The sequence below is a fragment of the secondary endosymbiont of Ctenarytaina eucalypti genome (assembly GCF_000287335.1).
Taxonomy (GTDB): Bacteria; Pseudomonadota; Gammaproteobacteria; order Enterobacterales; family Enterobacteriaceae.
The window spans coordinates 1,062,569-1,078,011 of the sequence record NC_018419.1; the positions used below are offsets into that span (position 1 = coordinate 1,062,569).

General features: G+C 39.3%; 5 protein-coding genes and 1 tRNA gene. 1 reads left to right on the top strand and 5 read right to left on the bottom strand.

The genetic code is table 11. The features are described from left to right. Positions 1–7: 7 nt before the first annotated feature. The 4 genes from ptsH to fpr form a co-directional block, all read right to left on the bottom strand. Complete coding sequence (ptsH, locus tag A359_RS03010) at positions 8–265, bottom strand: phosphocarrier protein Hpr (protein ID WP_014888380.1); 258 nt, start codon at positions 263–265, stop codon at positions 8–10. A gap of 406 nt (positions 266–671) precedes the next feature. After that, positions 672–1,637 (bottom strand): cysteine synthase A, encoded by a 966-nt coding sequence (gene cysK, locus A359_RS03015; protein WP_014888381.1) that lies wholly within the window; start codon positions 1,635–1,637, stop codon positions 672–674. Positions 1,638–2,926: 1,289 nt separating this feature from the next. Next, entirely contained in the window at positions 2,927–3,694 is a 768-nt protein-coding gene (tpiA, locus tag A359_RS03020) for a triose-phosphate isomerase (RefSeq protein ID WP_014888382.1), read from the bottom strand. A gap of 678 nt (positions 3,695–4,372) precedes the next feature. Next, a complete protein-coding gene (gene fpr, locus A359_RS03030) occupies positions 4,373–5,119 on the bottom strand; it encodes a ferredoxin--NADP(+) reductase (protein ID WP_014888384.1) in 747 nt (248 codons plus the stop codon). 4,676 nt (positions 5,120–9,795) lie between these two features. Between fpr and A359_RS03035 the strand changes: the two genes are divergently transcribed. Beyond that, positions 9,796–10,002, top strand: a complete 207-nt coding sequence (locus tag A359_RS03035; RefSeq protein WP_014888387.1) for a hypothetical protein — start codon at positions 9,796–9,798, stop codon at positions 10,000–10,002. 3,532 nt (positions 10,003–13,534) lie between these two features. Here A359_RS03035 and A359_RS03050 read toward each other — a convergent pair. Continuing rightward, positions 13,535–13,606: transfer RNA gene (locus A359_RS03050), tRNA-Arg, on the bottom strand. Positions 13,607–15,443 lie beyond the last annotated feature (1,837 nt).

Genomic DNA, 15,443 nt, shown 5'->3' on the forward strand with positions numbered 1-15,443 from the left:
CTGTATACTACTCAAGCTCTGGCATTAGCTTAACTAAATGTTCTACCGCTTTTTGTTCATCTTCACCTTCTGCTAGAATAGCGATGCAGGCACCCTGCGTGAGAGAAAGGGTTTGTAACTTAAAGAGGCTTTTTGCGTTGGCGCTTTTTCCATTGGAGGTCACAGTGATTTCTGAGCTAAATTTTTTAGCTTCTTTGACAAATTTAGCGGTGGGACGGGTATGTAGACCATTAGGTGTAGTAATAGTTACTTTTTGCTGGTACATATTATTTCCCCAACTTATTGGATGATATTAGTATTATTAGGCTAAAGTTTAGCCTAAAAGATTCACGTTAGTTTATATGGTTGTGGTAGAGCTTTTCGCACCGCCTTATCAAGAGGTAGCTTGTGTTATTAGTGTCATATGACTCATTACTGTATTACGCATTGTGATTTATAAATGTTGTTAATATTAACTATTATGCCGTTTTTCTTTGCAAATCTATAGGTCAGTCTACGTTTCTTTTAATTGGTTAATAAATATCCTGATTGTTCTGATCTTTCGAAATCATTTTCGGTTTAAACATAAAATAGGACCAACAAAATTAACTTATAGTGATTTGAAAACATGACCTAGTCCACAAAAAAGCACCCTAATGGGTGCTTTTTTAAAAAAATGGATATAGCTGGAGTTATTGTAATTCAGGAGTAGTAAACAGATCGGAAAATAAAGCAGTGCTGAGATAGCGCTCCCCTGAGGAGGGGAGTATCACGACCATTTTCTTGTTAGCAAAGGCTTTCTCTTGCTGAAGTTTAAGCGCTACCGCGACGGCGGCGCCGGAGGAAATACCAGATAGGATGCCCTCCTCTTCCATCAGGCGGCGTGCGGTGTGGAACGCTTCATCGTTGGTAATTGTCTCGACTCGATCGAGAAGTGTTAGATCTAGATTATCAGGAATAAAACCGGCGCCAATGCCTTGGATTTGATGAGGCCCAGGGTTGATTTCTTCCCCAGCTATCGCCTGGGTGATGACAGGTGAGTCCTGTGGCTCTACTGCAACAGTAAATACATGCTTACCCTGAATATTTTTTAAATAACGGCTTACTCCCGTAATAGTACCTCCGGTACCTACTCCGGCGATAAATACGTCTAAATCGCCGTCGGTATCTTGCCAAATTTCTGGACCAGTGGTGCTCTCATGGATTGCAGGATTAGCGGGATTGCTGAATTGCTGTAGCATTAGGAAACGCTTTGGATCGGTTGAAACAATTTCTTCAGCCTTGGTGATGGCACCTTTCATCCCCTTTGATCCGTCAGTTAGAACTAGTCTAGCACCTAGTGCTTTTAAAAGCTTACGGCGCTCACTACTCATCGTGTCGGGCATAGTTAGGGTTAATTGATAGCCACGCGCCGCTGCAACATAACCTAACGCAATGCCAGTATTACCACTGGTAGGCTCCACTAACTCTACTCCTGGCGTAAGCTTCCCCCGCTTTTCCGCATCCCAAATCATATTTGCGCCGATTCGGCATTTGACGCTGAAGCTAGGATTACGCGATTCCACCTTTGCCAGGATATTACCATTCCCTACGAGGTTTAAACGGACCAGCGGTGTGCGACCGATAGTCATTGAATTGTCTTTATAAATGTTGCTCATGACCAGTCCTATAGTTCGGGAGCGAAAGGAAAAGATTTTTATAACACATATTCTTTTATTTTCAGAGGGAAGCAAAATAACAGTATATCGTTAGGTTATTAAGACATTTCATTTCAAGGAATATATAAAGTACGGCTTCTATTAAAAGATTCTTATGTTTTTATGTTATGTTCAACAAGACGCGATGCTGTTTCTGAACAGATCACTAAATTTTTGTTGTTTCAATTATAATGTATCATGCTTTGTTACTAACACGGCTATTGTTAGGCGAAGAAGATGGTATTTAGTGTTTCCAACGGATGAATGTGGTAAAGCCCGTTTATCATAATTAGCATTATGCATACACCTGTGCAGAAGCGCTACGGAGTAAGAATGATTACCTGGCGGTGTGTTACATTGCAATAGAGTCTTTTTAGGAAGTTGAATAAGTAAAAACGATTAAAAGCTATCTTCTCAAAGGCGCATTTCTGCCGTTAAGGTACTACTCTGCAGCGGTGTGATAACGATAATTTATATTTGCATCAATAGAGGATATTGCACCGCCTGCCATCTAGGAATACGCAGAGTTACTTTTTTCCTAAAAAGCATTTTCATAGCAACTTAGATCGTCACTGCCTTTCTTCGATATTGACTAAATAATCTAGTTGATGCGCTTTATGCAAGCCGGTAATGTTTGTTCATTTTAGCAGTACTAAGGTGCGCGAACGCTAGACTAGGAATTATATGTATTGCGATTTATACTACCTGTATACAGCTGACGACATTACTTGCATTTTTCATTGCCAAGATGCTATTGCTACAATTTTATTTCATCAAATAATTTAAGATTGATTTTATGCACCACTCAAGCGCTATAAATTCAAAACTTGAATCAACGTATTCCTATACAGGCTCCCGAAAACGGATGCATACCGGTTGCATTACCGATACTTTAGTGATAACACATGCTAGTTTAGAAAACTGGTCAGCAATGCTCAGACTTATTGACTCAATTGATATTAATTTGACTCACTCTGCATTCAAGGTGAAAACATTACTAGATGAGTGTTCGGATGCTAATTCGCAATGACGCCAAAGTAAGATAAAGGCTCGCCATGATGAAAACGCTAGACCATATTACTGTGTTTTGTAATATCGAAGATCAGCTGACTAGTGCACCAATAGCTTGATTTGCAGCATACGTGTAATAAATCCTTATTCCTTCAGAAAAAAAATTGCGTATGATTTTAATCATACTTGGTTTATGTTTTAATTAGGACGATAACTACGCCCTCATTTGAGATGGTTAGTCATCTTTGTTTCTCTCGGGCTGCTGCCTTGACGATTAGCACGAAGCCCTCAGATTTTAGTGATGCCCCGCCGACCAGCGCACCATCAATATCCGGTTGAGTAAACAGTTCAGTGGCATTTTCGTCGTTCACTGAACCTCCATAAAGTATACTCATTTTTTCTGTGATGAATGTATCATGTTGAGCAATATAGCTACGGATAAATTTATGCACTGATTGCACTTGCGCAGGTAGAGCTGGTTTTCCAGTTCCAATAGCCCAGATAGGCTCATAGGCCACAACAGTATTTTCAAACACTTTAGCCCCGAAGCGGTTAAGTACCGCATCAAGCTGATAAGCACATATCGCTTCAGTTTTTCCGGATTTTTTTTCTGCTGCACTTTCACCGATACACAAGACCGGAATTAAACCTGCTGCTTTTAGAGCGGCGAATTTTTCGGCGATCACGTCATCGCTTTCTTTATGATAAGTACGACGCTCAGAATGACCAATGATGATATATTTTGCACCAATATCTTTGAGCATCTCGGCGGAGACTTCGCCGGTGAAGGCGCCAGAAAGATGCGCGTCAACGTTCTGGGATCCGAGAGCAATGCGGCTGTTTTTTAAATAATGTCTGGCTAGGTCGAGATACACTATTGGTGGAGCGATGGCAACGTCGCATCCGACAAAATTGCTAAGCGCATTGCATAGCGCTGCGCTCATCTCCTTGACCATTCTTTTGGTGCCATTAAGTTTCCAGTTACCGATCACTAACGGATGTCGCATTGTGAGTCCTTTATTAAAAGAGGGGAGAGATACGCATAAGTGGTCATGAAGGCATGTTCTTCCTCTTCCCTTTAGTATCAAATAGGAAATATATCTGAGGTAGCTTCATGTTTTTTATTCTATCTGGCATGTGCATGTGTCAGTACTAAGTTCATGCAAGGTAGAGGAATTAATAGGCAATAAATGTCCTGTATCGCTCTTTTTTGATATCGTAGAGCGCAGTTAGAGTCCATCTCTCTATTAAAGAAACCCCTTCCGGCAGTAACCTAGGCGATTTGACACCCGCACTGTGTTTTGTTACAGCATCTGCTACCGTGTTTATGCTCTCGCGCAGAGGCGGCGCCCTTGTCAATGTGCTGAAGGCACGCTGCCGCAACTTTTACAGTACAATGCAATCGCGCATAATGTTGATTAACCTGTTCAATTGTAGCGCAGGTGACGTGCATATGCTCTCCTGCATTACGCAAGTCATTGCATTGCTTAATTTTAATAAGTTTCGTGACTTACGTATTCAACATGATCGCTGTACCACAGAATATGGGGTGTAACTAGTGCAGTTCTGGTACTGTCGCCTGACAGTCGTCGATCTTTATTTTCGTTATGCAGCAATAGCATTAGAAAAACGTGGTATTAGGGAGTAGGACTTGCCTCGTTCTAGAACAGAGGACGGCTCCGCTATTACCAGTAATTCTCGCTAGTGATATGGCCAGGTTTGTGCTTAAAATGCTTACGCATTCCATGAGTGTCTTTCAACATTTTCTGCGTGTCCCGAACCATGTTCGGGTTACCGCACAACATAACGTGACTTTTCTCAGCATCCAGCCTAAGATCCACGGCTGCTTCAAGTGCGCCGTTGGCAATCAGGGTGGGTACTCGGCCACTGAGTGATCCGGGAACCTTCTCTCGGCTGACCACTGTTTGTACTTGCAGTTTACCACCATAGCGCTGTTGTAGCTTGAGCATGAGAGGTAGATAGCTAAGGTCTTTTGCGCTGCGCGTTGCATGTACCAGAATAATTTTCTGGAAGCGCTCTAATCCCTCACCCTGTTCAAGCATCGATAGATAGGGTCCTAGCGCGGTGCCAGTCGCTAGCATCCACAGATTGTTGCAGTGGGGGATCTCGTCTAGCACGAAGAATCCTGACGCTTTTTTGGACACCAGAAGGCTATCGCCAACCGTAAGTAGATGTAGTGGTAGGCTAAGTGTCCCATCTGGAACTGTAACAAGATAAAATTCCAGGTGTTTATTTCGCGGAGCATTAACATAGGAGTAGGCTCGTTGAATTTTTTCACCGTTTATATCCATTCCTAGCTTAGTGAATTGTCCCGCAATAAAGGGGTCGACAGGGGCATGCAGGATCAGACTAAAAAGACGCGCCGTCCAGTAATTCACTTTTACTACATGACCTATTACCCACTCAGACATATCGCTTCACTCCCCTTGATCATGTCTCATTCGCCAGCGCATGATGTGTTAATCTCTTATCTGACAGCAGCTAAGATGTGCGTTTCGGGATGCATCTGCGTACTGCGTAAACTATTATTTCTTGGGTCTGACTGTGATTACTTAATACTAGTTGATGATAATTAACCCATGCTGCTTATAGCGTAAATTAAAACGCAGTTACAGAAAAATTTAAATTTTATTCACTATGGTTTGTATTCCAATCGGAAAAACCATAGTGATGCGTATGGTTTTGATGTGTGTGCATACTAAAAATAGCATATTGCACTATGTGCGCATCAACGCTAATAAAACATAAATAATACATGAAATGCATATATGATGATCGGCCTTTAGTCAATATTAATGCTAATTTTTTAAATACTTTGGTTGCTATTCATAATATAGATGGCTGAGATTGTATTTGTGCTAGGACGCCGGGCGTTTCTAAGGGTCCGGCATTTTTACGATGCGCGCCGGGAAGCGATATGGCATGAAGCCAAGAAGCGTACAGCTGCTGTGTTATATCGGCGATCATCGTATTGATAGCTGTTTTTTGATTGGATAGTGTAAAAGTCTCTCATATTAATCAGATTTGCTTATATTACGCCTCAAAAAAATGTTTTCTAGCATTGCTGTAAAAATCACTTTACGCATAAAATTAGTTTTTGGGACTCCGGGTTTCCGAGGTATATAAGTGCCGGTGTCGGCAGCGTGATGTGGGGATATTAGTGCGAGATGCTTGATATTTCGATAATAATGTAGAATAGTGGCTCCAGGCGACGGTTTATCTCTTACGCAGTCGGTTAGCTGCATCTTGTGACTAAGCTATAATAACTACATCACTGCTCGTTATTGATCTTGCTGCTGCCTATCATGTCTTTTGACCTCTGATATACGAAGCACGTAGAGGGTGTATACAGTGCTGTGATTTAGTAGACAGTGCTGCGCTGTTTTTGGGGCATATTGATATAGTTGTGCGCTTGTTTTCGGCGTGGTTTTTATAGTGATTCTCATGGTTCAATAAGGATATAGAACCTTATGCTCATCTAGTCGTCCTTCGGGAGACGTTGCTCTGTGTTCTACAAAACATTAGCGCAGTCGTCGTTGACGTACATTTCCTTCTGCGTCCGCTGTAAGGTTCAGTTAGGCTTGGGGATGAAAAAATTTTACCACTGGTCATTGTATTAAACGCGGCAGCGTGTTCAAGGAGTTAGCTGCTAGTGGGGGCGTGTTAGGGTATTATAAAAATAATGTGTGACATTTTTATAGAGTCATGTAATTAATTACGGCGATTGTTATCATTTCCCACCACACCTACACATGAACAGTCACGCATGCAAAATTCATATGCGTTAGGCTTTTAATCAGAAAATAGCTGTTTAGCGGTTTATGCGAGCGATATTGTGCTTTTATCGCAGGTGTGATGAAAGGTTGCTGAAAGACCGATGTTCAATCATGTCGTTAGGCAGCAGCGCCTTGTAAAGAGCAGCGAGGAAATATTGCAAGCCTTTTTTGCTATATCTAAGATCACTAACTGTATTTTTTCAAGATTGCATGATGCTACTACTCTGTATGCTCATCACCGGAATTTGATTCCGCCCTATTTTTCGATGGGCGTTACCTGCCGCAGCTCTGGAAGATCCGTTTCATCACCAATACCAGTATGCGATAAATAAGCACAGATGATTCCATATGTACCTTTATTAAATGCAAGATGCATCTTAGGCTCTATTTTGCATTGATCGAGATAATCAATCAGGTTTTTGATTGTCCTTGGTCTAAAACTTTAAAAGTAATAGCATTAATAATGAAAATATTAATTCCATGACGTCTTGACTGTTGATGCTTCTCTTAACTGTCTTTGCTAGTTTCTAGGAAATATTTAGTCTAGGCATCTTGTGGTGATCGCGCTGTTAGTTGTGCAGTTGAGTCAACAAACGTTTATTAATGCCTCCTTGGCATACTAAATGTTTATTTAGTCATCAGTGTAGAGTTTTTGTAGAACAAAACAACTGTTCTGTCTTTTTTAAGGTCTCGTAGAACATGCTCGTGCATCTTGATTCTGCTATTTAAAGATCGTGATTAGAGTTACTCTTTTTTACTCTCATCATCACTCAGTTCAGTAAGCTTACATGTTGTCATTGATTTGCTGAACAATCGTACACTTAGTTATGATTTATAGACGTAAAGTACGTCCGTACTTTTAATCACTGATTGAAAAGACATGTGTAGGTAAAAATGCTGGGGGTCATCTACGCTTATTGGGATGGGGAACCTACGGCGTGATACTGATGAACGGGCTGAAGTGTGCATAATCTAGATGAGAAAAACGTGTGATATAAGCAGCGTGCTCAGTGAACAGCCTTATCTGTCGACACCGATAATTGTATATCGACTCTTCTTTCTAGGTCTATATTATCAGCAGCGCTATTCTTACTAGAATACTATATTCGGATTGAGAAAAGCCCTACATGTTTTGAAAGAAGTTTTAATAACACAATTTAGCTAAATTTTTCACACATAGGGAGATGCGCTGATGCTATTAAAAATAGCACCGCTCCTGAACCATCGGCTCTAACGGCAGCGTAAGAGAAAAGAGGGACTAAAGTGCTAATTAGCAAATCAGTGCCGTTGCTTGATAAAAATAGTACCCAATTTATTATATTAATACTATCCACAGGTAAAATCCTAGAAAAGATTTTTAAGGCTGGGAATCTCTACCTCCTATATTTTTAAGGAATCATGAATAATATTTATTCCCCTACTGATAAGCCGCTAATACGGACTTAAGGATTAGTTTACGCCCTTCATTGTTAATCAAGTTTCCAGCGTTCATTGAACAATAATCTGTTGTTGTATTTTCACCGCACGGTATTGAGTCCAGAATAGAAAAGGATGCGCTTCTTCTTTGAGCTCTGAGGAGTAAATGCTTATAAGATCAGTGGTAGTGTTTTTATCCAGTTTCATTGCACGAGTGTGTGTTGCAGACCTGCATCAACTGACTGCTCTGCATCTTACATTATCTATATGCTTAAGACATCGGGTCTGCAAAAGTCTTGCAAATAAAATAGAAATTGTTATTTATGAATCCTTCACAGCACAATAGCTACCGTATAAATTTTATAAATAATTATAGCTTCAATAAACACTTTTATTTTCTTTTAGTTTCTCGCAACCCTTTCATGGCACTTCTTATGGTGAAGTCCCATAAAATACTTTAGCTTACATCCTAAAAAACTGACGCCGCTTTTTCAGGAAGATTGATTAGCGATTAATGAATAGGCGTCGGATTATACGGGCGAGTGATCGTCATGCGTCACGGACTGACAGTTACATTTATGTACAGATCGTGTGAACATGTGGTGTGGTGGGCGAATCTACTCGAGGTCAAGGGCGTTCCGCAAACCATGCCTTAGCCTGCCAAACGGCAACATAATAGCGCTGGACGTAAGAGCTGATGCAAGAATGGTGTGAGAATAATGCGTCTGTCTAGTTTGAAGGCTGAGCGCATAAATTACTACGCGGTGTTCATTATGTCTAAAAGCGCACCGCTCCCTTGCGTTAAGTATGACTCATGAAGTTTAAGCTTAATCATTTAGACTGCAAGTATTGCAATAAAATTAAAATGACGTAAAAATATAATACATAGTGAGAATTTTCGTGTTAATATGTTTTTTAATTATAAGTATTTTGGCAATGGGTAAAAATAAATTTTATTGCTGAAAAGCGATAAAGCCATAATGCACTAATGCTATTCCGCGATAACCAAAAGTAAAGATTGTGTTTCAGTCGCACGTAAAAACACTGGGAGTGTAATAGTATTGTATTCACTTTGAATGTTAAGAACGTCGGGCTCAAAATCAAATGACACAGGAATCGGGCTTGGTGTGCAGATCGTGATCTGAAAGTCTATCTTTAACGCAGGATTTCAAGACGTTTTTCTATCATTAATCTGATAAACTACAAGTAAAATATTTATAAATACCTTATCGCAAATATAAAAATATCAAAAATATTTCCGCACTTTACGATTCGTAAAAATCGACTTTGTGGGCCGAACTATTTCTGCCAAGTCTGTCTTAACTGTCATTCATCTCATGACTAAAACTATAGCGATAGCCCGCACAGTTGTTGCCGTGATTATGCAAGGGCGTACTGATTGGCAAGATTACCTGAAGGTGGTCGCATAAATTCAGCTGAACAGCGAAAGTCTCTTCAATTTTTTCAACAATTCGGTTACGACTACAGATGCACTAGCAATCCGTCTTTATTGTGTTTTCATAAAAAAATTTAAACATCTAGGAAATGTTGTAGGTGCTAGAATGTATTATTATTTAAGCCGTGGTCAAACGGCTTGATCGCCTTGCGTTAATGAAAGTAAGCGGCATCAGCCTTCGTTCAAATATAACAGAAGTGAGTCTGCGTTAAAGACGCTTCTCCTCATATTTCATATACTATACTTTTATAGAAATCGCGCGCCGGTGTCAGCTAGGTATCGATTCGTACAGTAGAGCGGATTGTGTTCTGCTATCTGGCTACAATAAAACTCAGAAAACTCATATAAAAAATTGATCTGTGCATGAAAAAATCACTTTTGCTGTCAGGTTGTCAGCAACGCAGGAGAAGCGATCGCTGTTATCCCTTATTTAAGGGAAATGAAGTGTCAATTTTATGCCGATGAGTATGGCGCGTTTAAGGAATCCGGAAGCGTGATAGATAGAGGCATTATGGCTCCCTATAAAAGTCACCCCTTTCTCGTTTTGGTATACGGCGTCTATTTCCTGTTTGAGGATAATAACCAAATGCATAGTGACCACACTGTCAAAAAAGAAACACTTGATCAAATGATGCAAGTAGCATAGCTAGCATCTAGCATAATGCGCATATATGAATTGCTCATGGCATAGCACACTTATTAAAAATAGTTTTTTGAAACATGATCTATGAATTTGATATCAAGTAATAACTTCAAGTCGCCTAAAAATGGCCAGCTTTTTGGCGTATTGACAGCACCCCGGTGTAGCTTTGGGGTTGATGAACATCCAATAAAAAAGCGGCATAGGTAGCGTAAAAGGTAAGGATTCAAGAAAACATACAACTAATGGCGAAGCAACTTTATGTAAAGCGTTATCATCTCGGTCAGAAAAGCGATAGCATTCAATCATACAGCATATTTACTCATAGTCATGTAGAGTCATAGATCATCGTATGATCTTCTTATGCATTGTTTATTTTAAGAAATTGCTTTTATTTGCTCAGAGACATTTACGGCATGTGTGAGGGTGGGATCGGTCGACTTCGATTACGATACATGGTAGCGGCATTATGCCGTGTAAAGCAAGACAATGCAGTTATTTATCTTGTGAAAGGGTGACCAATGTGAGTTATTATGTTGATAATGCATGTTGACTATATAGTTGAAAATGATACTATGATAATAGGTAATGATGCGTTGATAAATTAGAAAATCACTGCTGCGGACTGACATAAATGGCGTTATTCTGTTGTAGAGAAGATTCTTATTAAATGATTTAGTCTGCTTAAGCATGCTGAAAAGATAGACGATCTGAGAAAAATGTTTAACCGATTAATCATAACGATGTGCGCGTCTTGCTTAAAAAGCGCTATGTCATTCAAGCAATAATATAAAATAATGCGGCTAAGCTTTACTGGCAAGCAACGCATCTAATATCAATAGGCGTTGTGCTAAACACTTACGATATCACAGAATGTTTCTCATATCTTTAAAACACTGCATTGCATTTTCTGTATTAGATGCTGCTCGTGATATATTGTGATTTTGTTAATATTATGCTGCATCTTTTTTCGTTTTCTGAACGTTCAGAGTTTGAGGTTCTATAGGTTTTGGTATTAGTGTAAACATTAAGCAACTCATGCCTGTAGCGCGTGTAGCGAAAGATTAAATAACTTTTTTGTTATTATATCCCCCGTAATGCGAATCGATGAATAAACAAGTAGGTTGGTGCGTCGCCCAAGAACAGCTTTCTTTTCCGCCATGTAAAATAAGGATTAATTTTTACTTAAACTGCAAGATTAGAACTTTTCGTGAGGGCCCATGCATTGTAAGTAGGTAGTAAGTGATTGTATGTATTGCCTGCACCATAGGTAGTTGGTTGTTAAAAAGAATTTCGTGATCTGAGTTAAGGATAAGAAAAAAATATAGATTTACTTGAGCAACCTTCGGTAGATTTTTGAGGGGCGACTGGAGCAGCGGTGAGTAGCTCATGTCGTTGAAAATTTTTGTGTCGAACCCTAAGGCAAATAGTACTCTCATGCACTCGGCTTTTGCTACTACTGTCGCAGTGTCTCTCCCGTTGCCTCTAATCTATCTACTCTTCTCTGATATAGCGGAACGCTGCTGCAGTCTTTAGTGCCATAATTTTTTTAAACTCTCTTCTACCGATAATGACACGGCCGAGGTTAGCCGGAAGATGGAGTCCGGTACTGGCTTGTCTGAAGTACAGTATGTCGAGGTGATTGTAGGGTGTGATGTATACTGTCAGATAGCATCAAGCAGCTATTTTAATCATTTCTTCTTATGGGGTTTATGAGTAAATGAAACGTGGTGTTAACTGAGGTATGATGACATAGAGATATTGTATAATCTTTGCAAATCGATATCATAGTATATGTGTTTCCTTAAATAAGCATAGGAGTGTCTGATATATAGCGTATAAGAACCTATTTTACTTTTAAGGAGGCTTCGTCGGGGAAGTTGCCAGAAGCCCTCCGTCACGCGCAGGGTATTCTTCTTTTTTTCTTTCAGGGAGGTCAAAAATTAAACACTAATTGTTGATGCGGTTCCTTAATATCGATTTTTGGTAATTTAGAAAATTTTAGTGTCTACGGACATAGTAAGAGCAACGTATGTTGGCAATATGAAGTGCGTGTTTGTATGAGCACTATCCCGAACAATTCATTATTTTAACATAACTATTCTTGCGATTAGGTTAGAAAATGGCTACGCACCTCCTACGTAGATTGAAGTATATTGATGAGCTTCATTTAGAGCTATGTGACGCAATATTCGAGCGGCATTATTTTTCCCTGTGAGATCAGGGATCTGTATATTTTTTCTCCTAACAACCAGATGCGTATTTTGATAACGGATTGATGGCGGAGAAGGCAGCCTATCAGGAATGGATAATCATACGCTATAGAGCAAGATTTTTTATATAATCTACATGTAATCAACTTACTGGTGATTAATTAGTGTTTAGTAAAAGATTAGTTGCTGAAGAGTAAGCAGTCAGTGATATAGATACAGGAAAGGGGTACCTATAATACGTTTAACTGACATGCTAGCGCGCGTGACTCAGAGCGTATGCACATTAGCGGACGTGATTATTTTTTAAGGTAGATAAAGTTAAAAAGTTAGCGCTGGAGCATAAACGAAAAAAATCTAGGTGCTTTTAAGCTCTTTGATCTTATTTATATTGTGCTAGAGGCAGCCCGCTTCGAGGCACATGGTGATACGCAGAGGGCTAATGAAAAATATAGTATATTTCTCCCTTTTTTACCATGATGACTCTCTCTTGCTTTTTCTATTGCTTTCAACCCCAGCTTCTGATAAGGCCGAAAAAAATGAATCTAGCTGAACGTTACGATAAAAGTAGTTTCATGGGGCTAAGACGAAACCATAGATTGCAGAATTACTGTTTCCTGCGGGGGCGATATGGGCCCGCATACCGCGCCCTCTTGTTGAGATTATTTTATCTTGGCCATAATTTTAACATTATGGAAAATCTATACATAAAATAGTTTAGTGATATTTTGCTATCTATTTACACATAGAGCATGTGGATTGACATCGTAGCATCTAAACCTTCCCGCTGATTGTGAGGGAAGATATGACAAATGTATTTTTGACAAAGTCCTTTTTGGTTTTTGCAAGAAATCTTTAAATTTACCCAAGGCCATAGCTTTATTAAATCACTCATAAAGGCGCCCTTCCTCTTGCAGTTAACATATAAGATTTCAGAAACTTACAATTATGACGTGGGAACTCATCATGACACGGGAGACACGCATGCTACGATAATTGAATATTAGCACAGAATTCTAGAGCAGTATAATTATTGGTTTTAAAAAAATTTCGTTGTGCTGATCATTATCAAAAGTTTTTAAAAATCGATTTTACTTTTCAACGTTTACTGGAATCATTGAACCGACTAAAATATTTATTTTAAAAAATAGGCATCCCTTTAATGTACGTATTCATAGCAAACATTTTACTCTTGAAGCATTTTTAACATTAGATACTATAGATGAAAGGAGTGTTTAAAAAGATTTTTAGCACTTACTGCCATGATATCAGTTAATTATAAGGGGGCTTTGAGGCCACTTCAATAAGCATCCGTAAGATCGGAATGATGTCTCCGACAGGATTCGAACCTGTAACTAACCCTTAGGAGGGGTTTGTTATATCCGTTTAACTACAGAGACACGTTAATTAGCAATCAGTATAGGTTATCTGGCGTTAGAAATAAGCACCCCTGTTGATGCATTTATCTAAGAACCTCTGCTTTCAGGGCAGGCTTGCTGGGCCCATAAGACGACAATTTTGAGAAATCATCGGAATCTTTGCAAGATTTTAAGGTGAAAAACCACGATGAAATGATACTAAATTTAGCAGTAAGTCTTCTCAATCAAGCGTTAGCAGTCTAGCTGTTCCCCCTCAAAGCCCATGCTGGCTTCACTCGTCATTTTGTTGTCACGACAAGCAGCAGACAGCCCTGCTTGGTGGTTGTGAAAGTCTTGAAGCAGTCGAGCAGAAGGATCGATGAATGCGAAAATACATGGACAATTAATGATATCACCCCTCTGAGTCTGACAAGCTAGCATGAACAGATAGCAACATTGATTGCTACGCTACTCAGGTTGCATTGAATCAACAGATTGTATTCTGTCAGTTCACTGAACTGACAGAATACAATCTGTTGATTCAATTAAGTTATAGTACTGAAGAAAAGAGAGGCATTTATTCATCTGCGTTGCAGTCATGATATTTATAACAGTAGAAGACGTTATTACTCAGGAGTTTTAATACATGAATAGTGCTCTTCTGGTAAAACTATTTTGGCGTAACAAGCATGATGCTACGCATGTTCCTAAAAAATAATCTAATTAAGAAATTTAACGATTTTTATTACCTCCTTCACCTGCAGATTATCTTGATGCAATATCAGATGATTAAAAAAATGTTGCGTAAAATCATCTATTTAATGCAAGAAGTATACGGCTCTATATCGCCATTTTTAGCCTTTAATATCATATGATGCTTATATTACATTTTATTGTGCGTACCATATTGGAAGAGGATAAAATTAATCGATCCCATGCGATTTTCTTAAAATCGTCGAGCATAATGATTCGTTAAATTTTATTCAGTACCTAATATAGCGCAATATTATTTTTATATACGTACTGACATTATACATTTTACGTCACTGCATGTTTCATGACTAGCAACAATGCACAGAAAGAGTGGTAAATTTTACATTACTATTGATAACTATAGTTTGAGTTGCGTCACGACAACATGCAGCATTAGGCTTTTCTTCTAGAAAGCATAGTATTTCATAATTGTATTGCGCTTGAAATAAATTTAGACACAGAAACCCGCTAGACAGAACAGAGTGCTTATTGGGATTTATCCTAACCCTATTGCTTATTGGAGCCTCATGAGGGCGACCAATTACACGAATAATAAGGTTTTTCTCACTATAAAATCAGGGAGTAAGCTAGCTTTCCTGACTGGAATGCTGTGCAGGATCAATTGCCAGAAGATTACCTACTCGATGCGACGTCCTCTCTTTTATAGAGTTTGTCGATAGTGTACCGCACATCGCAAAAAGCAGCATAAGTCCTGTTTCCTGTCCTGATAACAGCATACCGTATCGCCTGCTGATGCTCTTGAATATTTTTCAACTTCTCGCATAAAGGGGGTCTATTAGCTAGTAGTCTACCCTTAACCGCTAGAGAAATGATAATTAGACTGACCTAGGCATCATGCATTTACAATTATTGAAAAAGTGTTCCCTCGCATAGGATCGCTTGGCACCTTGCTCTGTTAGCGCCTACCCACTTCTGCAGCGGTTAAGAGTGCGTTAGCCTATATCGTCACCAAAAAACACCTATTTCGTTATTAGGTTTAACCACCCGATCTAGAGTGCTTTAAAAAATAAATTATCGTACATTGAAGGCACGTTACGCTTTTCTTTTTAATATTCCAGTATTGGGGAAAGACGCATCTTGCTGTATGATTTTTCTTAAAAAGTCT

Excerpts from the sequence above, each read along its gene's own strand:
- ptsH (WP_014888380.1), bottom strand. The coding sequence starts at position 265 with ATGTACCAGCAAAAAGTAACTATTACTACACCTAATGGTCTACATACC.
- cysK (WP_014888381.1), bottom strand. The coding sequence starts at position 1,637 with ATGAGCAACATTTATAAAGACAATTCAATGACTATCGGTCGCACACCG.
- tpiA (WP_014888382.1), bottom strand. The coding sequence starts at position 3,694 with ATGCGACATCCGTTAGTGATCGGTAACTGGAAACTTAATGGCACCAAA.
- fpr (WP_014888384.1), bottom strand. The coding sequence starts at position 5,119 with ATGTCTGAGTGGGTAATAGGTCATGTAGTAAAAGTGAATTACTGGACG.
- A359_RS03035 (WP_014888387.1), top strand. The coding sequence starts at position 9,796 with ATGAAGTGTCAATTTTATGCCGATGAGTATGGCGCGTTTAAGGAATCC.